Source organism: Pseudomonas sp. (assembly GCF_051660785.1).
In the GTDB taxonomy this organism is placed as follows: domain Bacteria; phylum Pseudomonadota; class Gammaproteobacteria; order Pseudomonadales; family Pseudomonadaceae; genus Aquipseudomonas.
In genome coordinates, this window is the sequence record NZ_JBOFQE010000081.1 from 1 (window position 1) to 19,643 (window position 19,643).

Here is a 19,643-nt window from a genome sequence, read left to right on the forward strand (position 1 = left end):
GAGGGCGATGCCCCCGGATGAATGCCGGAGCGAAGGTACGCCGAGCCTAAGCGAGGGGCCGGACGCTTGGGGCGAGCCTTTTTTTGCTTACTTTTTTTTGGCGTTTGAAAAAAAAGTGAGTCGCCGTAAGGGCGAAACCGCCAGCCGCCGTTACCGCAGAAATGGATATGTACACCTGAAAGAGACAGGTCGGCTACCAGGCCGCCATCGCAGGCAAGCCAGCTCCCACAAGGATTGTGTGCACATCAGGGAAAGACAGGTCAGCTTTCAAGCCGCCATCGCGAGCAGGCTCGCTCCCACAGTTGGACGGGGTACACCGGGGGGGAACCTGGTCGGCCCGAAGGCCGCCAAGGTCAACCGCCCTGATTCCCACACGCCGCAAACTTGCTGTAATCAAGCACCTTCTGCGTACCGCTCGAATCCAGATACGTCATCCGCGCATTCACAATCCCGCAATTCGCCCCGCCGTCTTCTACAGTAGAAATCACCTTCTTGATATCCAGGTGGCTACTGTGAGCCTGAACATCCGCATGGGCCGCAAACGCCGCAACGTTCAGGACAGCAAAGAAGCCAGCGGCAACCAGTTTGTTCCAGTTCATGATCATGTCCTCAGCGTCGTAATGGGCAGTGAAACGAGGCAAGTAGTCCCGTCTCGATGGAACCCATTTAACCGGCTAGAGGTATCCGCCATGTGTCGTAAAACCGCGACTAATAAGGCGTAACGTGTCACACAAGGCACTCGATACAGTTCGATACACCCGCACCTGAAAAAAGTCGTCTTGTATCCCCATGTATCAAAGTCACAACGAGATACAGTGAGATACAAAGGCCGACAGGCAGGCGCGGTGCGGCTCCCTAGAATGCGCGACGTGCGAATAACAAGAGGGTTGAGTAATGGAACACGTGAACCACATTTTGATCGTCGACGACGATCGCGAGATCCGCGAACTGGTCGGTAACTATTTGAAGAAGAACGGCCTGCGCACCACGGTAGTCGCCGATGGCCGACAGATGCGCAGCTTTCTCGAAGCCAACACCGTGGACCTGATCGTGCTCGACATCATGATGCCCGGCGATGACGGCCTGCTGCTGTGCCGCGAGTTGCGCTCAGGCAAACACAAGGCCACGCCGATCCTGATGCTCACCGCCCGCAACGACGAAACCGACCGCATCCTCGGCCTGGAAATGGGCGCGGACGACTACCTGACCAAACCCTTCGCCGCCCGCGAACTACTGGCGCGGATCAACGCCGTGTTGCGCCGCACCCGGATGCTGCCGCCCAACCTGATCATCACCGAAAGCGGCCGGTTGCTGGGGTTCGGTCGCTGGCGCCTGGACACCACCGCTCGCCATCTGCTGGACGAGGACGGCACGATGGTTGCGCTCAGTGGCGCCGAATACCGCTTGCTCCGGGTTTTCCTCGATCACCCACAGCGCGTACTCAGTCGCGACCAGTTGCTCAACCTCACCCAGGGCCGCGATGCCGACCTGTTCGACCGTTCCATCGACTTGCTGGTGAGCCGTCTGCGTCAACGGCTGATGGATGACTCGCGGGAGTCGACCTACATCAAAACCGTGCGCAGCGAAGGCTACGTATTCTCCTACCCCGTGGAATTGCTCGGCGCAGAATCATGAAACTCTCACTGCATTGGCCGCGTACGCTGGCGTCCCGGCTGTCGCTGATTTTCCTGGCAGGCCTGATCGTCGCCCACGGCCTGTCCTTCGGCGTGCAATTCTACGAACGTTATCGCAGCGCCGAAGCCATGCTGCTGGGCAACCTGGAAAATGACGTGTCGATAGCGGTCTCGATCCTTGACCGCTTGCCCGCCGCCGAACGCGCCGACTGGGTGCCGCGCTTCGAGCGCCGCACTTATCGCTACTCGCTGGGCGAAGGCTTGCCGGGCACACCGATCAATATTAAAGAGGCCCACGACGCGGTGCAGTCCATCCAGGACGCTGTCGGCGAGCAATATGCCCTGGCATTCACACGCATCGAAGGCGCACAGCAGCATTTCCAGGCGCACCTGAAACTCGCCGATGGCAGCCCGCTGACCATCGACGTCCGCCCATCGGTGATGCCGTTGTCTTCGTGGTTGCCGATGGTGCTGCTGGTACAACTGACGCTTTTATTGATCTGCACCTGGCTCGCGGTCAGGGTCGCCATCCGCCCCCTCACCCGCCTCGCCCAGGCAGTAGACACGCTGGACCCGAATACCCACGCGGTGCATCTGGACGAAAAAGGCCCGACCGAAGTCGCCCATGCCGCCCGGGCGTTCAATGCCATGCAGGCACGCATCGCCGCCTACCTGAAAGAGCGCATGCAACTACTGGCGGCGATTTCCCATGACCTGCAAACCCCGATCACCCGCATGAAGCTGCGGGCGGAATTCATGGACGATTCCAGCGAGAAAGAAAAACTCTCGAACGACCTCAGCGAAATCGAGCATCTGGTGCGCGAAGGCGTTGCCTATGCCCGCAGTGTCCATGGCGCCACCGAAGCCAGTTGCCGGATCAATCTGGATTCGTTCCTCCACAGCCTGGTCTACGACTATCAAGACGTAGGCAAAGCCGTGGAGTTGAACGGCAAAAACGCCGGGGTCATCGACACTCGTCCCCATGCGCTGCGCCGGGTGCTGGTCAACCTGACGGACAACGCACTGAAGTTTGCCGGTGCCGCCGAATTGCAGGTGCTATCGAAGGCCGATGGCAGTCATTCGATCAAGGTGCTGGACCGCGGGCCGGGGATCGCCGAAGAGGAACTGGCGCAAGTCCTGATGCCGTTCTATCGCGTCGAAAATTCGCGTAACCGCAACACCGGCGGCACCGGTCTGGGCCTCGCCATCGCGCAGCAACTGGCCCTGGCCATCGGCGGCTCCCTGACCCTGAGCAACCGCGAAGGCGGCGGCTTGTGCGCCGAACTCACCCTCAGCCCCCATCCCTTGTAGCAGCTGCCCTGTGGCGAGCTTGCTCGCGTTTGAGTGCGCAGCGCTCACAAAATTTTTGGGGCCGCTGCGCAGTCCAACGCGAGCAAGCTCGCTCGCCACAATGCAGCGGCTACAGGAACTAGAAGGTCGCGAGGTTTTGTATCCGTCTGTATATGAACCCCGAGCGGATACGTAGAAGCCGATTTCAACGCGTTCAAGCACACATCACCGATACACCCCGGCGTTTAACTGTGTTCACCGGATAGCAGCAGCTACCGACCCACACAAACTAAAGCGCACGGAGAATCAACCATGTTCAACTTCTCGAAAGTCTCGTCCCTGGCACTCGGTCTGGCACTGGTTGGCGGCCTCGGCCTGTCGAACCTGGCATCGGCGAGTACCTCCAGCACTGTGTCTCACACTCCGATCCAGCAACTGCTGGTGGAAGGTGGCTCGGACCGGCTGCAACACAATCGCGTCGCTGAATATGGCTCTGAAAACCTGCAAAAGAATCGTGTGGCTGAAGGGGGCTCCGATCGACTGATCGAGAACCGCGTCGCCGAGGGTGGTGCCGATCGCCTGCAAGAATTGCGTGAGCGTGTAGCTGAAGGTGGCGCTGATCGCCTGCAGGAAGTGCGCGAACGTGTCGCGCTGATCAGTCCGAAAAATGCCGTGCAAGGGGGTGTGGTCGTTGCAGAAAACCGCCCTGAGTTCGGTTCCAAATATCAGCGCTACTGAGTTAAATCTACGAACCGGCGGAGATCAACTGTGGGAGCGAGCCTGCTCGCGATGGCGGTGTGTCATTCAACGTTGATGTTGACTGGCAGGGCCTCATCGCGAGCAGGCTCGCTCCCACAGTTGTTTAATGATTAGCCTGTCACCTTTTGTACATGCCCATAAATCCTGAAATCTGTCGAAATAGTCCGACAAATTCCCGAGACAGCTGAATAAGCCCGTACTAAGATTTGCACCTCATTCAATCAAGGACGATTCATGAAGCGCATTGCCGGTTGCCTGCTGTCTTTCCTGGCATTCACTGCGGTGGCGGCCGATCTGAACCTGCTCACCGACAACCATCCCCCTTTGCATTTCCAGCAAGGCAACCAATGGGTGGGGTTTGGTGTGGATGTAGTGAAGGCACTGGCCGAAAGCGCCGGCGACCAGGTGCATTTTCAACAAGTCCCGTTGCTGCGCGCCTTGCGTGTCGCCACCAACGAGCCTGCCACCGCGGTGTTTACCGTGTTGCGCACCGCCGAACGCGATGGCCAGTACCAGTGGGTCGGTCCGTTGATGGAAGTGGAAACGGCGCTCTATGCCGCCAATGACACCCAGCAACCGGTGCGCAGCTTGCTGGACGCCGCGAGTCTGGGCCGCATCGTTGTCCCGCGAAAATGGCTGGTCTACAGCTATTTGCAAAAGCAGGGTCTGAACAATCTGTACGGCGTGGAAACGCCCGAACAAATGATGCGTCTGGCACGCCTGGGGCGTACCGAATTCGTGGTGGCGGACACCCTCTCCATCACTGCGCTGGCGCGGGAAGAAGGCCTGGCGCCGAGTCAATTGCATTACCAGATGCCGCTGATGAAGCAAGCCACCTACATTGCCTTTTCTCCGCTCACCGATGCTCGTCAGGTGGCGCGCTGGCAGCAGGCGCTGGATGAAATGAACCACGACGGACGCCTCGAACAACTCAAGCAGCGTTGGCTCAGCGACAACACACCCCGCTGAAGTGGATCAACGCGCTCGATATCAACTATGCGCAAGGGTGTTTTCTCATCACGCAGCTCCAGCACTACAGTGGCCACATCTTCTCCCCACTCTACTGGAGCAACATCATGAAAAGCATCATCGGTCTTGGTTTCGCCCTGTCGGTCCTTGGCGCTACTTCCGCCATCGCCGCCCCACACGCCACCTCGCAAGTTGTCGCGGCGGCTAAAGTCAGCCAACCGGCAACGTTGAACGTGAACACGGTCGGCGTTGATCAAAAAGACAGCCAGGCAAGCAAACTCTACGTCGCTGAAAACCGCCCTGAGTTTGGCTCGAAGTATCAGCGTTATTGATCCACGGCTTTGCGCTGCTTGAAACAGGAAACCCCGGTTAGATCCAATCTACCCGGGGTTTCTTCATTTTCGCGACCACTGTTATCCGTAGCAGCTGTCGAGTGAAACGAGGCTGCGTTCGGCTGCGAAGCAGTCGTAAAACCAGTGAACGCGTTGTAGCTGAAACACCTCATTGCCTGATTCACGACTGCTGCGCAGCCGAACGCAGCCTCGCAGGCTCGACAGCTGCTACAACGACCGTGTTAGGCGTTCGGCGAGGGCTTTGGCCTGGCTGGCCACGTCGGTGACGGCCGTGCTTTCCCACCACATCCCCCGCAACGGCGGGCCCATGGCGAACAGGCGTTGGGCGACCTGCCCATCGGCGTCCAGCACCGCACCATCAACGGCAGCCGCAATCCCCAACGCCAACGGCCCCGGTTGAATCAGCCCGCGCGCCAGCAGTTGCTGGGGCAACGGTCGGGCGACCCGGCGCCAGTCGTATTCGATACCACTGGAATTGATCAACGCCGCGCCACTGACAACGGTGGTTTCAACCTCACCACGACGACGGATGCGGATGCTCACCCGCCCCTCGACCGTCGATTCCAGCCCCTTGAACGACGCCGCCTGAATCCGCAACCGCCCTTCCTGGTGCAGCCTTGCCACCAGTTCGGCACTCAACGGTGGCGAGCGGTGGTGATGACTTTCCCACCAGGGCCGCACATGCCGCACAAACTGCCGCCGCTGCACGTCCGTCGCCTGATTCCACAACCGGCCGATATGCGCACGCACTGTATCGAGCGGCGCTTGCCAGTCGATGCCTTGAGCGACGGCGTCCCGGCAATGTCGACGCAGTTCGCGCACCAACTGTCGAGGCGTGCGAATGCACGGGTCCTCGGCAAGAAAATCCACCCAGGCTGGAGGTTGCCGGCGCACGTGGGGCAGCAAGCCGTGACGGGAAAACACTTCGATCGGCCCGCGATGCCCGGCCTGCTCCAACGACACCACGGCATCGACCATGGTCAGGCCCGAACCGATGATCAACACCGTCGACTGAGGATCCAACCGGCGCATGGCCGCGACATCCCACGGATCCAGCGCCGCAGCGTTCAAGCCGCTGGACTCGGTCTGCGGCGTGCGCGCAGCGGGAAACATCCCCGTGGCCAGCACCGCATAGGCACCTTGCAAACGTTGCCCGTCACTCAAGGTCAGCAGCACCCCATCATCGCGGGTTTGCAGATCAACCACTTCGGCCCGCACATGCTCGACCGTCGAACCGTTCACCGCGCCCACCGCTTGCGCCTCCGCCAGACGCTGCTGCACGTACACACCGAAAAGCCCTCGGGGCGGGAACAACCCGCTGACCGGCACATGCTGTTCATCCGACTCTGGCCAGCCACCCGCCGCGATGTGTTCGGTCAGCCATTGGGTCAGGTCGTCGGCGTTGTCCGGGTCGACGCTCATGCGTGCGGCGTTGCCATTGAGCGTATGGCCCAGCTCGACCGCGCTGTACGCCTCGCCCCGGCCAAGTTCGGCGCGCGGTTCGATCACCAGCAACGAACGCTTTCCAGGCAAACGCAGCAACTGCGCCGCCAGCATCGCGCCGCTGAGGCCGCCGCCGACGATCAGGATGTCCGCGTGGCGGATGGCGTCGGTCGCCTGTCCGCGTTGGGTTTGAGTCATGGCGTTCTCACTGGTCAATGGTTCATCTCGAAAATCTCCTGGACGATAATAGGCGCCAAACCCCTGGAGCGGTCATCAAGCGGTACCAAAGTAGAACGTGTCACCGTCGCCCGACCCAGTCACAGAGGCGTCGACGCCAAGTGCCTTGAGGGGCCAGGCGGCTGTCGATTTCAGTGGCCAGCCGCTGCAGGCGTTCGGCAGACAGCAACAGCCTCGACGGCGCCACTTCACGGCGATCGCGGCTGGCGCTGCCCGGGCTTTCCGGGAAGGCCAGGGATTGGCCGCTGCTGAGCCATTGTTCAAGCAGGACGGTCAGGCCGTCCTGCCATTGCGTGCCCTCTTCGCTCCACAATTGAGCGCCTTGCGCCCAGCGATTCAGGCGTTGCGGGGGTTCTGTCGGGCCGAGCAGTGCGGCGAAATCCAGCAGTGTGTGGCCGTGGTTGAGCCAGAGTTGCTGCGTCTGCCGTCCCTGAACGAAAGCGTGGGTCGGGCGGCTGCGCCACAGGGCTTTGTGCAGTGATTCGGCGTCGAGGTTGTCGGGTAACGTCAATAGCTCGCCACCGATGTATTGAGCGGCGAGTGCCAGCAGCAACAGATCCGGTTCGAAAGCACCGCTGAGCGCCAGCCGCGAGTCTTCGGTGAAGCGCTGCTGACGCAAGCCGTCGGCCAGCCGCTCGACATCACGCAAGACATCGATCCAGCGCCAGACACACCACTGACCGTGGCGCTTGTGCCGCAACGCCGGCTGCAACGGACTGACCTGCGCCCAATGGCGCAGCTGCTCCAAAGCCTTGGGCAGATCGACCCGCCACTGGTCGGTGTCCGCGATTGGCGGGCGTTTGAGTTCATGCACGCTCATGGGTTTGACCTCCTGTTCATGGGCAAAAGCGTGCGGTGGTCCGCCGGGCTGAAATCTAAAAACACCACCGCCCCCCTGTGGGAGCGAGCCTGCTCGCGATGGCGGTGGATCAGGCCACACCAATGTTGAATGTGCCGGCCTCATCGCGAGCAGGCTCGCTCCCACACTTAAACTGCGCAGGGCCCGGCATTTGTGTACGCCACCGTTCACCTGTGGGAGCGAGCCTGCTCGCGATAGCGGTGGATCAGGCAACATCAATGCTGGATGTACCGGCCCCTTCGCGGGCAAGCCCGCGAAGGGGCCTACGCCGACACCACTTTCTTCTCCTGCTGCCGCAACCCCGCCAGATCCCGATACCCCGCACCCGGATGGATGTCGGGCAATCGCGGCCCCTCCTCAAACAACTTCTCGCGCAACGTCCCCGGCGTGTATTCGGTCTTGTACACCCCGCGTTTCTGCAACTCAGGCACCAGCAACTCCACGGCGTCGATAAAGGTTTCGTGGGTCAGCGCGTAGGCCAGATTGAACCCATCCACATCGGTCTCCTCGACCCACTCCTGCAGCAAATCGGCAACCGTCTCCGGACTGCCGACAAACAGCGGACCAAACCCGCCGATGCCGACCCAGTCCGCCAGCTCGTTTGGCGTCCAGACCTTGTTCGGATCTGCTGTCGAAAACGCTTCCACTGCCGACTGAATCGCATTGGTGTGCACATGCTTGAGCGGTTCATCCGGTTTGAACTGGCTGAAATCGATCCCGGTCCAGCCGGAAATCAACGCCATCGCCCCTTCGTAACTGACCCAGGTTTTGTATTCCTCGAACTTGGCTTTAGCCTTGGCGTCAGTCTCGCCAAGGATCACTGTTTGCAAGTTGAAGATCAGAATCTTCGACGGATCGCGCCCGGCCTCGGCAGCGCGACGACGAATGTCCGCCACGGTTTTCTTCAACAGCACTTTCGACGGCGCCGCGACAAACACGCACTCGGCATGCTCCGCCGCAAACTGCTTGCCGCGACTCGATGCACCCGCCTGATAAAGCACCGGGGTCCGTTGTGGCGAAGGCTCGCAGAGATGAATCCCCGGCACCTGGAAATGTTTGCCGACATGCTGAATCTCATGGATCTTGCTCGGATCGCTGAAGATCCGCCGCTCACGATCGCGCAAGATCGCGCCCTCCTCCCAGCTGCCTTCCCAGAGCTTGTAGCAAACCTCCAGGTATTCTTCGGCGAAGTCATAACGGGCGTCGTGTTCGGTCTGGGCTTTCTGGCCGAGGTTCTTCGCGCCGCTTTCAAGATACGAGGTAACGATGTTCCAGCCCGCGCGGCCCTTGGTCAGGTGATCGAGCGTCGACAATCGCCGGGCGAATGGATACGGATGCTCGAAGGACAACGACGCAGTCAGGCCAAACCCCAGATGCTCGGTGACCAGCGCCATCGGCGGGATCAGTTGCAAGGGATCATTGACCGGCACCTGCGCCGCCTGACGGATCGCCGCCTCACCGTTGCCGTTGTAAACGTCATAGATGCCCAGCACATCGGCGATGAACAAACCGTCGAACTTGCCGCGTTCGAGGATTTTTGCCAGGTCGGTCCAGTATTCGAGGTCCTTGTACTGCCACGAGCGATCACGTGGATGCGCCCACAACCCCGGCGACTGATGGCCGACGCAGTTCATGTCAAAGGCGTTGAGACGGATTTCACGGGCCATCAAACGGCACTCCGAAAGCGTGGGGGATGGATGCCGTTGAGGCGAAAATTACCGATAAGGTGAAGTTTCCAGCGCAGCGGATCGTGCAGTGATCCGTGCAGTACGGTGCGTTGGCCAGTGAGTTCGAATTCGGCGTTGCTGACGGTGTTCAGCGCGTCGGCGCTGGCGAGGTGCGACTCGGCGATGGCAACGCTGATTTCCGTATCGTCTTCGTGACTGTTCAGAAACTCTTCGGCGCGTTCGAGCAGCGCAGCGGCGACTTCGATGCGGATGTGCAAATCGCCGAAACGGCTGATGACGTAAGGGTCATCCGTGGGCTGTTTTTGCTGGCGGACAAAACGCAGGGTCGCATCGAGCAGGCTGCGCGCGTTGTGCAAGTCGTGCTGACTCTTGGCCAAAGGCTGGTCGGCAACAATCGGTTGGGTCAAAGCGTTCATGGTGGGCTCCTCAGTTCCAGGCGTGGCGCGCGGGCTTCACGCCGTTGAGCAGGTAGTTGCCGATCAGGTGATATTTCCAGCGCGCCGGATCGTGCAGCGTGTGAGTCCGGGCGTTGCGCCAGTGGCGGTCGAGGTTGTATTTGCCGAGCACTGAGCGGGTGCCGGCGAGTTCGAAGAGCTTGCTGCTGGCGAGCAAGGCGATTTCGGCGGATAAGACTTTGGCCTGGGCGACCACCACTGAGGCGTGGGCCACCGTGTCTTCATTGGCATTGAGCAACGCCGCGTCGATGGCTTGTCCGGCCTTCTTGAGGATCGCTTCGGTGCCATGGACCCGCCATTCGAGTTCGCCAATCGCGGCGATGCTGAACGGGTCCTGCCAGCCGTGATCCTGCCCGCTGTCGATCCAGGGCCGTGCTTCGCGGGCGTAGCGTTTGGTTTCTTCCAGGGCGCCGACGGCGATGCCGGTGTCCACGGCAGCCTGGATGATTTGCGAGATCGGACCGTCGGCGGTGGGTTCGTCGAACGCCTTGTGGGCCGGGATCACGGCGCTGAGCGGAACCTTCACCGCGTTCAAGGTGACGCCGCCGCTGGCCGTGGTGCGCTGGCCGAATCCGTCCCAGCTATCGATCACCGTCAGGCCGGGGTTATCGCGCTCGATGAAGGCGATGAAGGCCTTGTTCTCTTCATCCACCGCGACCGCCGGCACGATGTGCGCGAACAACGCGCCGGTGCAGTAAAACTTCTCGCCGTCGATTTGCGCGGTGTCTTTATCGAAACGGATACGGGTTTCAAAGGCGCCGGCGTTTTTGCTTTTTGATTCGGAGAAGGCGTTGCCGAAGCGGTAACCCTGCAAGACTTTGCCGAAGTAATAGCGTTTCTGCTCCTCGGTGGCGGTTTGCAGCAGGATGTCGAGCACGCCGAGGTGGTTTTGCGGGATCTGGCCGAGGGATGAGTCGGCGGCGGAAATGATCTTGATCACTTCGGCGACGGTCACGTAGGAAACACCGGCGCCGCCGTATGCCTTGGGAACCGTGATGCCCCAGAGGCCGCTGGCGGAGAACTCGTCCAGTTCATCAATCGGCAGGCGTCGGTCACGGTCGCGGACGCTGGCCTCGACGGCGAAGCGTGCGGCGAGCTTGTGCGCGACGGCGTTGGCTTCGGCGTCCGAACGGATCACATGGGAGGTACTAGGGGGTTGTGCTGGGGTTGTCATGGGCGACTCCGGGATCCAGGTGATGACCTCGGACCTATTGCAGAAGTCGTGCCCGAAAAGGAAGTCTGTTATTAGAAGGAGTTCCGCGCTGTTTATCACAGCGCATGTTTGTTAAAAAGGGACAAACTGTCTGTTCACTGTTGATGAGCAGACAGTGAGATTTCAATCAACGCTCGTGAAAAGATTCGATCCAGAGGATTCAATTCAAGCCAGAGCCGGATCGGCTTTTAAAGTGTTGCACCCGTTAAGTCTTGAGTCAGTCTACCAATTGGTAATACATAATAGATGAAGGCAACTGATCACCATTTTTCTTTTTCAGGAAGTACATGGTTGCCATTGGACCCAATTCAGCAAAAGCACGGGAGTGCAGTGTGAAATTAAGAGGCTTGCCGATAGTCGAATCGTCGTAGGTCATGCGCCCAATCTGCGTTCCAGTTCTGCTGTCGACATAAGCTTCTAAATAGTCGCCGATCTCGGCTTCATTCAAGGCCGGCACGAAAAGTGTCCCTCCATCCATCACGTCACTTCTACTAATGACCTCACCCTTTGCTTCAAGAATAATTGCCGGCAACAACTCAACGTTGACGTCAACCTGATTCATCTCATAAGCCATATCTGAACTCTCCTTAGTTAGAGCGTCAAGATCACCGCCACACGCGGCGACTATCGTTTCAGCACTGACAGTGCTGCTTCGATTTAGCCTTCGTTCAACACGGCTGTCTACTGTCAGAAATAACAGGTAGCTCATTATTCCCGATAAGCGGTACCTGCGATCAAATCACCACGTTACGCACAAACCGCGCGGCCACGTCCCCATCGTTGCGATAGGCGTGGGGCTGATCACTGGCAAACATGTAGAACTCGCCGGCCGCAATCTCATGTGGCGTATCGCCCAGCATCAACGTCAAGCAGCCTGCAAACACATAGATCTGCTCACTCCAACCCTCCGCATCCGGTTGCGACGGATAAACCTCCCCGGGTTGCAAACACCACTCCCATTGCTCCACTTCACGGGTGGCGGTGGCTTTGGACAGTAAAACCGCTTTACTGCCGGGAATCGTTCCGGCCCAGGCGACTTCGTTGATGCGGCTCGGGTCGCGGGCATCCGGGGCCTGGATCAGGTCGCTGAATGCCACGTCCAGTGCTTCGGCTACACGGTCGAGGGTGGTCAGGCTGACGTTTTTCTCGCCGGCCTCGATGGCCACAAGCATGCGGCGGCTGACCCCGGACATTTCGGCCAGCGCGGTCTGGCTCATGTCGGCGGCATGGCGCAGGCGTCGGACGTTCAGGCTGACGTGCTGGAGGACCGAAGCCCGCGGGGTAGAATCTTTGTGCACTATATTGCTCACTCGGTGAGGTTGGGCAGTATACTGCGCAACATTCGGCGCATTGTGCGTCGCCCTCAGGTAGCGCGCAAGGTCATGACGTCTGTGAACGCCTCTCCCACTTCTTCCCGTTTCTCGCGGTTCAGCAAGGCCGAGTGCGTGCTGGTGCTGATCACCATGGTCTGGGGCGGGACATTCTTGCTGGTGCAGCACGCAATGACCGTCAGCGGGCCGATGTTTTTTGTCGGCCTGCGCTTTGCCGCGGCGGCGCTTATTGTGGCGCTGTTCTCCTGGCGGCACCTGCGGGAACTGACCCTGTTCGAACTCAAGGCCGGGGCGTTTATCGGTGTGGCGATCATGCTCGGTTATGGCTTGCAGACTGTGGGATTGCAGAGTATTCCCAGCAGTCAGTCGGCGTTTATTACTGCGTTGTACGTACCCTTTGTGCCGTTGCTGCAATGGTTGGTGCTGGGACGGCGTCCGGGGTTGATGCCGAGCATCGGGATCATGCTGGCGTTTACCGGGTTGATGTTGCTGTCCGGACCGGCCGGCGCTTCCTTCAATTTCAGTCCGGGTGAAATCGCCACGTTGATCAGTGCCGTGGCGATTGCGGCGGAGATCATTCTGATCAGCACCTATGCCGGTCAAGTCGATGTGCGCCGGGTGACGGTGGTGCAACTGGCGACCACGTCGGTGCTGTCGTTCCTGATGGTGGTGCCGACTCAGGAAGTGATTCCGGATTTCTCATGGTTGTTGCTGTGCAGTGCGTTGGGGCTGGGTGCAGCGAGCGCGGCGATTCAGGTGGCGATGAACTGGGCGCAGAAAAGTGTCTCGCCGACCCGGGCAACGTTGATTTATGCGGGCGAGCCGGTGTGGGCCGGGATCGTCGGAAGGATCGCCGGGGAGCGGTTGCCGGCGATTGCGCTGGTCGGCGCGGGGTTGATTGTGGCGGCGGTGATTGTGAGTGAGTTGAAGACCAAGGGTAAGGCTGCTGCGGCGGAAGAAGAGCTGGAACGGGAAACTCAAGGTTAAGCCTCGGCTTCTGCTTTGTTTGATCGATAGCTATCGCGAGCAGGCTCGCTCCCACATTTGGAATGCGTTCCCCTGTGGGAGCGAGCCTGCTCGCGATGGCGTCCAAAAGGTCAACCACTGTCCTTCGAAACAATGTAAATCAGGCTTTTCCCATCTATCTTGTAGGATTCTGCGACAGCTTGGCGTTTGGTGATCCGGGAGCTGGCACGTATGATGCTTCACAAACTTCCGCAGATTAGAAGCCTATGTCCCTGATAGTTCTACTGCTTCTGCCTTTTATCGGCAGCTGTCTGGCGGCTTTGCTGCCACACAACGCGCGTAACACCGAATCTTTGTTGGCTGGCCTGGTTGCCTTGATAGGCACCGTGCAGGTTGCCCTCTTGTACCCGCAAATCGCCGACGGCGGCGTCATTCGTGAAGAGTTTTTCTGGCTGCCCAGCCTGGGCCTGAACTTCATCCTGCGCATGGACGGTTTCGCCTGGCTGTTCTCGATGCTGGTGCTGGGCATCGGCACGCTGGTTTCCTTATACGCCCGCTATTACATGTCGCCGGACGATCCGGTGCCGCGGTTCTTTGCGTTTTTCCTGGCGTTCATGGGCGCGATGCTCGGGTTGGTGATCTCCGGCAACCTGATTCAGATCGTGTTTTTCTGGGAGCTGACCAGCCTCTTTTCATTCCTGCTGATCGGCTACTGGCACCACCGCGCCGATGCGCGACGCGGCGCCTATATGGCGCTGATGGTCACCGGCGCAGGCGGATTGTGCTTGCTGGCGGGGGTCATGCTGCTCGGCCATGTGGTCGGCAGCTATGACCTGGACAAGGTCCTGGCCGCCGGCGACCTGATTCGCGCGCACCACCTCTACCCTATCCTGCTGCCCCTGATCCTGATCGGTGCCCTGAGCAAAAGTGCGCAATTCCCCTTCCACTTCTGGCTGCCCCACGCGATGGCAGCGCCGACACCGGTTTCGGCCTATCTGCACTCGGCGACGATGGTCAAGGCCGGGGTGTTCTTGCTCGCGCGGCTATGGCCGTCGCTGTCTGGCAGTGAAGAGTGGTTCTACATCGTCAGCGGCGCCGGGGCCTGCACCCTGTTGCTCGGGGCGTACTGCGCGATGTTCCAGAACGATCTCAAGGGTTTGCTGGCGTACTCGACCATCAGCCACCTGGGCCTGATCACCCTGCTCTTGGGCCTGAACAGTCCACTGGCCGCCGTGGCCGCGGTGTTTCACATCCTCAACCACGCCACATTCAAGGCCTCGCTGTTCATGGCCGCCGGGATCATCGACCACGAAAGCGGCACCCGCGACATTCGCAAGCTCAGCGGCCTGATCAAGCTGATCCCGTTCACCGCCACCCTGGCGATGGTTGCCAGCGCTTCGATGGCGGGTGTGCCGCTGCTCAACGGCTTCCTGTCGAAAGAGATGTTCTTCGCCGAAACCGTGTTCATTAACGCCACGGCCTGGGTCGAGATGACTTTGCCCATCGTGGCAACCATCGCCGGCACCTTCAGCGTCGCCTATTCGCTGCGCTTCACCGTCGACGTGTTCTTCGGCCCGACCGCCACCGACCTGCCGCACACCCCGCACGAACCGCCACGCTGGATGCGCGCGCCGGTGGAGTTGCTGGTGTTCGCCTGTCTGATCGTGGGGATTTTCCCGGCGCAAGTAGTCGGTCCGTTGCTGGCCGCGGCGGCCTTGCCGGTGGTAGGCGGAACGCTGCCTGAATACAGCCTGGCGATCTGGCACGGCTGGAACGCGCCGATGATCATGAGCCTGATCGCCATGTCCTGCGGCATCGTGCTGTATCTGCTGCTGCGCAATCAGCTCAAACTCGGGCGTTTCAAATACCCGCCCATCATTGGCCGGTTCAACGGCAAGCGCCAGTTCGAGCGCAGCCTGGTGATCATGATGCGCCTGGCCCGTCGGCTGGAGCGGCGGATCAGCACCAAACGCCTGCAAACCCAATTGTTCCTCGTGGTCCTCGCAGCGGTGTTTGCCGGGTTGATCCCGATGCTGCACAGCAGCCTGAGCTGGGGCGACCGGCCGAAGATTCCGGGGTCGATCGTGTTCGTGACCCTTTGGCTGCTGGCGATTGCCTGTGCCCTCGGCGCGGCGTGGCAGGCCAAGTATCACCGGCTCGCGGCCCTGACCATGGTCAGTGTCTGCGGCCTGATGACCTGCGTGACCTTTGTGTGGTTCTCGGCGCCGGACCTGGCGCTGACGCAACTGGTGGTCGAAGTGGTAACCACGGTGCTGATTCTCCTCGGCCTGCGCTGGTTGCCGCGCCGGATCGAAGAGGTGTCACCACTGCCGAGCACCCTGCGCAAGGCACGCATCCGTCGTATCCGCGACTTGCTGCTGTCGACCGTCGTCGGTGGCGGCATGGCGTTGCTGTCCTACGCGATGCTGACGCGCCAGACGCCCAACGACATCTCCTCGTTCTACCTCAGTCGCGCCCTGCCCGAAGGCGGCGGCAGCAACGTGGTCAACGTGATGCTGGTGGACTTCCGTGGCTTCGACACCCTCGGTGAAATCACCGTATTGGCGGCCGTGGCTCTGACCGTATTCGCCCTGCTGCGACGCTTCCGCCCACCGAAAGAGAGCCTGCAGTTACCGGCCCAGCAACGCTTGCTGGCGCCCGACGTCGTCACCGACCTGGTCAACCCGCGTCAGGCCAGCGATACCGCGCTCGGCTTCATGATGGTCCCGGCGGTGCTGGTACGTCTGCTGCTGCCGATTGCCTTTGTGGTGTCCTTCTACCTGTTCATGCGCGGGCACAACCAACCGGGTGGCGGTTTTGTCGCCGGGCTGGTGATGTCGGTCGCGTTCATCCTGCAATACATGGTTGCCGGCACCCAGTGGGTCGAGGCGCAAATGAGCCTGCGACCGCTGCGCTGGATGGGCACCGGCCTGCTGTTCGCCACGGTCACCGGGCTCGGCGCGATGGCCGCCGGGTATCCGTTCCTGACCACCCACACCTGGCATTTCGCACTGCCGGTGCTGGGCGACATTCACATCGCCAGCGCGCTGTTCTTCGACATTGGCGTGTATGCCGTGGTGGTCGGTTCGACGCTGTTGATCCTCACCGCCCTCGCTCACCAATCGGTACGGGGACACAAAACCGCTGCCCTGCCCCGATCCGTCGCCACCAAAGGAGCCGTCTGATGGAAGAAGTCATCGCAATCGCCATCGGCGTACTGGCCGCGTCCGGCGTCTGGCTGATCCTGCGACCACGGACGTTTCAGGTGGTGATGGGCCTGTGCCTGCTGTCCTACGGCGTCAATCTGTTCATCTTCAGCATGGGCAGCCTGTTCATCGGCAAGGAGCCGATTATCAAGGACGGCGTGCCGCAGGACTTGCTGCATTACACCGACCCGTTGCCGCAAGCGCTGGTGCTGACCGCCATCGTGATCAGCTTCGCCATGACCGCGCTGTTTCTGGTGGTGCTGCTGGCCTCCCGCGGCTTGACCGGGACCGACCATGTCGATGGCCGGGAGCCTAAAGAATGAATGCGATGACGCACCTGATCGCCGCACCGATTCTGCTGCCGCTGCTTACCGCCGCCCTCATGTTGATGCTGGGCGAGAAACATCGCCCGTTGAAAGCCAGGATCAACCTGTTCTCAAGCCTCTTGGGCCTGGGGATTTCCGTGATGTTGCTGCAATGGACGCAAAGCACCGGCGTACCCGGCTCGATCGGCGTCTACCTGCCGGGCAACTGGCAGGTGCCGTTCGGTATCGTGCTGGTGGTCGATCGCCTCTCGGCGTTGATGCTGGTGCTGACCGGGATCATCGGCGTCAGCGCCTTGCTGTTCGCCATGGCCCGTTGGGACGGCGCCGGTTCGAGTTTCCATGCGTTGTTCCAGATCCAGATGATGGGCCTTTACGGCGCATTCCTGACGGCGGATCTGTTTAACCTGTTCGTGTTTTTCGAGGTGCTGCTGGCGGCCTCCTATGGGCTGATACTCCACGGTTCGGGTCGGGCGCGGGTGTCGTCGGGCTTGCATTACATCTCGATCAATCTGTTGGCGTCGTCTCTGTTCCTGATCGGCGCCGCGCTGATCTATGGCGTCACTGGCACGCTGAACATGGCCGACCTGGCGCTGAAAATTCCGCTGGTCCCGGAAGCCGATCGCGGCCTGCTGCATGCCGGTGCGGGGATTCTCGCGGTGGCGTTTCTCGCCAAGGCCGGGATGTGGCCGCTGAACTTCTGGCTGGTGCCCGCTTACTCGGCGGCCAGTGCGCCAGTGGCGGCGATGTTCGCGATCATGACCAAGGTCGGCGTGTACACTTTGCTGCGCCTGTGGACGCTACTGTTCTCCGGCCAGGCCGGAGCGTCGGCGTACTTTGGCGGCGATTGGCTGATCTACGGCGGCATGGCGACCATCGCCTGCGCTGGCGTGGCGATCCTCGCCGCACAACGGCTGGAACGCCTGGCCAGCCTGAGCATTCTGGTGTCGGCGGGCATCCTGCTGTCGGCCATCGGTTTTGCCCAGCCCAACCTGATCGGTGCGGCGCTGTTCTATCTGGTCAGCTCGACCCTGGCGTTGAGCGCGCTGTTCCTGCTCGCGGAGTTGATCGAGCGCTCCCGTTCGGCCAATGAAATGCCGCTGTTCGACGACGGCGACCTGTTGCCACGGCCGATGGAATCCCTGCAACCGCCCAAAGGCATCAACCTCGACGACGAACAGAAAGCCGTGGTCGGCCAAGTGATTCCCTGGACCATGGCCTTCCTCGGCCTGAGCTTCATTGCCTGCGCGTTGCTGATCATCGGCATGCCGCCGCTGTCCGGGTTTATCGGCAAACTCAGTTTGCTCAGCGCTCTGCTCAACCCGTTGGGGCTGGGCAATGGCGCTGACGAACCGGTGTCGAATACGGCGTGGGGTTTGCTGGCGTTGTTGATCCTGTCCGGGCTGGCGTCGTTGATCGCCTTCTCGCGGTTAGGCATCCAGCGTTTCTGGACGCCTGAAGAACGGCCATCGCCTTTGCTGCGCCGCTTCGAGTGCGTGCCAATCATCGTCCTGCTGGGGCTGAGTGTTGCGCTGACCTTCAAGGCCGAACCGTTGCTGCGCTACACACAGGCGGCCGCTGATGCGTTGAACAATCCGCAGCAATACGTCATGGCGGTGCTGGGTACGCGCGTAGTACCGAGCCCGGAAGCCAGGGCGGCGATGCTGGAGGTGCAGCCATGAAGCGTCTGTTTCCGGCACCGTGGTTGTCGCTGGCCTTGTGGCTGTTGTGGCTGGTGCTGAACCTGTCGCTGAGCCCCGGCAACCTGTTGCTCGGTGCGGTGCTGGGGTTCTGCGCGCCGCTGATGATGCGCAAACTTCGGCCGCTGCCGATCCGTATTCGTCGACCCGGTGTGATCCTGCGTTTGTTCTTTCTGGTCGGGCGCGACGTGGTGGTGTCCAACCTGGCCGTGGCCTGGGGCGTGCTCAACGCCGGTCGCCGTCCACCGCGTTCGCGTTTCATCAAAGTGCCGCTGGACTTGCGCGATGCCAATGGCCTCGCGGCGCTGTCGATGATCTGCACGGTGGTGCCCGGGACGGTCTGGTCGGAACTGGCGCTGGACCGCAGCATCCTGTTGCTGCACGTGTTCGATCTGGACGATGAAGCGCTGTTTATCGAGCACTTCAAGGCGACCTATGAGCGCCCCTTGATGGAGATCTTCGAATGAGCGAATTGCTGTCGAATGCGATCCTGCTGAGCCTGTTCATCTTTTCCCTGGCAATGATCCTGACCCTGATTCGCCTGTTCAAAGGCCCGTCGGCCCAGGACCGGGTTCTGGCGCTGGACTACCTGTACATCATTGCGATGCTGATGATGCTGGCACTGGGCATTCGTTATGCCAGTGACACTTACTTCGAGGCGGCGCTGCTGATCGCCCTGTTCGGTTTCGTCGGCTCGTTTGCCCTGGCCAAATTCCTGCTGCGTGGCGAGGTGATCGAATGAACGCGGAACTGTCTTTGTGGGTTGAGATTCCGGTGGCGATCCTGCTGGTGCTTGGCAGTGTGTTTGCGCTGATCGGCGCCATTGGCCTGGTGCGGATGAAGGATTATTTCCAGCGTATGCACCCGCCAGCGCTAGCTTCTACTTTGGGTGCGTGGTGCGTGGCGTTGGCGTCGATCATTTATTTTTCAGCGCTCAAGTCCGGGCCGGTGCTGCATGCCTGGCTGATTCCGATTCTGTTGTCGATCACGGTGCCGGTGACCACGTTGCTGCTGGCGCGGGCGGCGCTGTTTCGCAAGCGCATGGCGGGGGATGATGTGCCGGCTGAGGTGAGTAGCCGGCGCACTGAAAATCAGGGCTAGCGTTGGAGGTTTGTGGTGTTTGGGCGGGCCTCATCGCGAGCAGGCTCGCTCCCACAGGGATTGTGTGAACACTGAAGATCCACTGTAGGAGTGAGCCTGCTCGCGATGGCGCCGGT

19 protein-coding genes and 2 pseudogenes are annotated in these 19,643 nt (G+C 60.7%); 12 read left to right on the top strand and 9 right to left on the bottom strand.

Annotated features, from left to right (window positions below; genetic code table 11):
* Window positions 1-353: 353 nt before the first annotated feature.
* Window positions 354-599 carry a DUF2790 domain-containing protein gene (locus ACRC4F_RS21575; RefSeq protein ID WP_438661161.1) on the bottom strand — a complete coding sequence of 82 codons (246 nt, stop codon included), beginning with the start codon at window positions 597-599 and terminating at the stop codon, window positions 354-356.
* A 295-nt stretch (window positions 600-894) separates the two neighbouring features.
* Between ACRC4F_RS21575 and ACRC4F_RS21580 the strand changes: the two genes are divergently transcribed.
* From ACRC4F_RS21580 to ACRC4F_RS21600, 5 genes are all read left to right on the top strand, one after another.
* Window positions 895-1,635, top strand: coding sequence for a response regulator (locus ACRC4F_RS21580; RefSeq protein WP_438661162.1), 741 nt, complete (start codon window positions 895-897; stop codon window positions 1,633-1,635).
* Window positions 1,632-2,945 carry an ATP-binding protein gene (locus tag ACRC4F_RS21585; RefSeq protein ID WP_438661163.1) on the top strand — a complete coding sequence of 438 codons (1,314 nt, stop codon included), beginning with the start codon at window positions 1,632-1,634 and terminating at the stop codon, window positions 2,943-2,945. The genes ACRC4F_RS21580 and ACRC4F_RS21585 overlap by 4 nt, the downstream gene beginning before the upstream one ends.
* 291 nt (window positions 2,946-3,236) lie before the next feature.
* Window positions 3,237-3,662, top strand: coding sequence for a hypothetical protein (locus ACRC4F_RS21590; RefSeq protein WP_438661164.1), 426 nt, complete (start codon window positions 3,237-3,239; stop codon window positions 3,660-3,662).
* 255 nt (window positions 3,663-3,917) lie between these two features.
* Window positions 3,918-4,652: a substrate-binding periplasmic protein gene (locus ACRC4F_RS21595; protein WP_438661165.1), complete on the top strand. Its 735-nt coding sequence runs from the start codon at window positions 3,918-3,920 to the stop codon at window positions 4,650-4,652.
* Between the two features lie 107 nt (window positions 4,653-4,759).
* Window positions 4,760-4,984: a hypothetical protein gene (locus ACRC4F_RS21600; RefSeq protein WP_438661166.1), complete on the top strand. Its 225-nt coding sequence runs from the start codon at window positions 4,760-4,762 to the stop codon at window positions 4,982-4,984.
* A gap of 228 nt (window positions 4,985-5,212) precedes the next feature.
* On the opposite strand, the gene ACRC4F_RS21605 is transcribed toward ACRC4F_RS21600, so the two are convergent.
* From ACRC4F_RS21605 to ACRC4F_RS21640, 8 genes and pseudogenes are all read right to left on the bottom strand, one after another.
* Window positions 5,213-6,646 carry an FAD/NAD(P)-binding protein gene (locus ACRC4F_RS21605; RefSeq protein WP_438661167.1) on the bottom strand — a complete coding sequence of 478 codons (1,434 nt, stop codon included), beginning with the start codon at window positions 6,644-6,646 and terminating at the stop codon, window positions 5,213-5,215.
* Between the two features lie 23 nt (window positions 6,647-6,669).
* Window positions 6,670-6,765 (bottom strand): annotated as a pseudogene (locus ACRC4F_RS21610) (ABC transporter ATP-binding protein); the annotation flags it as partial.
* Window positions 6,762-7,505: pseudogene (locus ACRC4F_RS21615) on the bottom strand (AMP-binding protein); the annotation flags it as partial. The pseudogenes ACRC4F_RS21615 and ACRC4F_RS21610, both read right to left, overlap by 4 nt.
* A 302-nt stretch (window positions 7,506-7,807) precedes the next feature.
* Entirely contained in the window at window positions 7,808-9,211 is a 1,404-nt protein-coding gene (locus ACRC4F_RS21620; protein ID WP_438661168.1) for an LLM class flavin-dependent oxidoreductase, read from the bottom strand.
* A complete protein-coding gene (locus tag ACRC4F_RS21625) occupies window positions 9,211-9,648 on the bottom strand; it encodes an acyl-CoA dehydrogenase (protein WP_438661169.1) in 438 nt (145 codons plus the stop codon). The genes ACRC4F_RS21620 and ACRC4F_RS21625 overlap by 1 nt, the downstream gene beginning before the upstream one ends.
* 10 nt (window positions 9,649-9,658) lie before the next feature.
* A complete protein-coding gene (locus ACRC4F_RS21630) occupies window positions 9,659-10,861 on the bottom strand; it encodes an SfnB family sulfur acquisition oxidoreductase (protein ID WP_438661170.1) in 1,203 nt (400 codons plus the stop codon).
* A gap of 256 nt (window positions 10,862-11,117) precedes the next feature.
* Window positions 11,118-11,474: a hypothetical protein gene (locus ACRC4F_RS21635; protein WP_438661171.1), complete on the bottom strand. Its 357-nt coding sequence runs from the start codon at window positions 11,472-11,474 to the stop codon at window positions 11,118-11,120.
* A 160-nt stretch (window positions 11,475-11,634) separates the two neighbouring features.
* Window positions 11,635-12,198, bottom strand: coding sequence for a helix-turn-helix domain-containing protein (locus ACRC4F_RS21640; RefSeq protein WP_438661172.1), 564 nt, complete (start codon window positions 12,196-12,198; stop codon window positions 11,635-11,637).
* Here ACRC4F_RS21640 and ACRC4F_RS21645 point away from each other — a divergent pair.
* The 7 genes from ACRC4F_RS21645 (at window position 12,193) to ACRC4F_RS21675 (ending at window position 19,527) form a co-directional block, all read left to right on the top strand.
* Window positions 12,193-13,218 carry a DMT family transporter gene (locus ACRC4F_RS21645; RefSeq protein ID WP_438661173.1) on the top strand — a complete coding sequence of 342 codons (1,026 nt, stop codon included), beginning with the start codon at window positions 12,193-12,195 and terminating at the stop codon, window positions 13,216-13,218. The two genes, ACRC4F_RS21640 and ACRC4F_RS21645, sit on opposite strands and share 6 nt — an antisense overlap.
* Window positions 13,219-13,463: 245 nt before the next feature.
* Window positions 13,464-16,382 (top strand): monovalent cation/H+ antiporter subunit A, encoded by a 2,919-nt coding sequence (locus ACRC4F_RS21650; RefSeq protein WP_438661174.1) that lies wholly within the window; start codon window positions 13,464-13,466, stop codon window positions 16,380-16,382.
* Complete coding sequence (locus ACRC4F_RS21655) at window positions 16,382-16,726, top strand: Na+/H+ antiporter subunit C (protein WP_007986256.1); 345 nt, start codon at window positions 16,382-16,384, stop codon at window positions 16,724-16,726. The genes ACRC4F_RS21650 and ACRC4F_RS21655 overlap by 1 nt, the downstream gene beginning before the upstream one ends.
* The gene (locus tag ACRC4F_RS21660; RefSeq protein WP_438661175.1) at window positions 16,723-18,408 is read left to right on the top strand and encodes a monovalent cation/H+ antiporter subunit D; all 1,686 of its coding nucleotides are present in this window, start codon (window positions 16,723-16,725) and stop codon (window positions 18,406-18,408) included. The genes ACRC4F_RS21655 and ACRC4F_RS21660 overlap by 4 nt, the downstream gene beginning before the upstream one ends.
* Entirely contained in the window at window positions 18,405-18,893 is a 489-nt protein-coding gene (locus ACRC4F_RS21665; RefSeq protein WP_438661176.1) for a Na+/H+ antiporter subunit E, read from the top strand. The genes ACRC4F_RS21660 and ACRC4F_RS21665 overlap by 4 nt, the downstream gene beginning before the upstream one ends.
* Entirely contained in the window at window positions 18,890-19,168 is a 279-nt protein-coding gene (locus tag ACRC4F_RS21670; RefSeq protein ID WP_007935991.1) for a K+/H+ antiporter subunit F, read from the top strand. Before ACRC4F_RS21665 ends, ACRC4F_RS21670 begins: the two co-directional genes overlap by 4 nt.
* Window positions 19,165-19,527: a Na+/H+ antiporter subunit G gene (locus ACRC4F_RS21675; RefSeq protein WP_438661177.1), complete on the top strand. Its 363-nt coding sequence runs from the start codon at window positions 19,165-19,167 to the stop codon at window positions 19,525-19,527. The genes ACRC4F_RS21670 and ACRC4F_RS21675 overlap by 4 nt, the downstream gene beginning before the upstream one ends.
* The last annotated feature ends 116 nt before the right edge of the window (window positions 19,528-19,643 follow it).

Excerpts from the sequence above, each read along its gene's own strand:
- ACRC4F_RS21675 (WP_438661177.1), top strand. The coding sequence starts at position 19,165 with ATGAACGCGGAACTGTCTTTGTGGGTTGAGATTCCGGTGGCGATCCTG.
- ACRC4F_RS21655 (WP_007986256.1), top strand. The coding sequence starts at position 16,382 with ATGGAAGAAGTCATCGCAATCGCCATCGGCGTACTGGCCGCGTCCGGC.
- ACRC4F_RS21590 (WP_438661164.1), top strand. The coding sequence starts at position 3,237 with ATGTTCAACTTCTCGAAAGTCTCGTCCCTGGCACTCGGTCTGGCACTG.
- ACRC4F_RS21665 (WP_438661176.1), top strand. The coding sequence starts at position 18,405 with ATGAAGCGTCTGTTTCCGGCACCGTGGTTGTCGCTGGCCTTGTGGCTG.
- ACRC4F_RS21625 (WP_438661169.1), bottom strand. The coding sequence starts at position 9,648 with ATGAACGCTTTGACCCAACCGATTGTTGCCGACCAGCCTTTGGCCAAG.
- ACRC4F_RS21580 (WP_438661162.1), top strand. The coding sequence starts at position 895 with ATGGAACACGTGAACCACATTTTGATCGTCGACGACGATCGCGAGATC.
- ACRC4F_RS21630 (WP_438661170.1), bottom strand. The coding sequence starts at position 10,861 with ATGACAACCCCAGCACAACCCCCTAGTACCTCCCATGTGATCCGTTCG.
- ACRC4F_RS21595 (WP_438661165.1), top strand. The coding sequence starts at position 3,918 with ATGAAGCGCATTGCCGGTTGCCTGCTGTCTTTCCTGGCATTCACTGCG.
- ACRC4F_RS21620 (WP_438661168.1), bottom strand. The coding sequence starts at position 9,211 with ATGGCCCGTGAAATCCGTCTCAACGCCTTTGACATGAACTGCGTCGGC.
- ACRC4F_RS21605 (WP_438661167.1), bottom strand. The coding sequence starts at position 6,646 with ATGACTCAAACCCAACGCGGACAGGCGACCGACGCCATCCGCCACGCG.
- ACRC4F_RS21635 (WP_438661171.1), bottom strand. The coding sequence starts at position 11,474 with ATGGCTTATGAGATGAATCAGGTTGACGTCAACGTTGAGTTGTTGCCG.
- ACRC4F_RS21670 (WP_007935991.1), top strand. The coding sequence starts at position 18,890 with ATGAGCGAATTGCTGTCGAATGCGATCCTGCTGAGCCTGTTCATCTTT.
- ACRC4F_RS21585 (WP_438661163.1), top strand. The coding sequence starts at position 1,632 with ATGAAACTCTCACTGCATTGGCCGCGTACGCTGGCGTCCCGGCTGTCG.
- ACRC4F_RS21650 (WP_438661174.1), top strand. The coding sequence starts at position 13,464 with ATGTCCCTGATAGTTCTACTGCTTCTGCCTTTTATCGGCAGCTGTCTG.
- ACRC4F_RS21575 (WP_438661161.1), bottom strand. The coding sequence starts at position 599 with ATGAACTGGAACAAACTGGTTGCCGCTGGCTTCTTTGCTGTCCTGAAC.
- ACRC4F_RS21660 (WP_438661175.1), top strand. The coding sequence starts at position 16,723 with ATGAATGCGATGACGCACCTGATCGCCGCACCGATTCTGCTGCCGCTG.
- ACRC4F_RS21600 (WP_438661166.1), top strand. The coding sequence starts at position 4,760 with ATGAAAAGCATCATCGGTCTTGGTTTCGCCCTGTCGGTCCTTGGCGCT.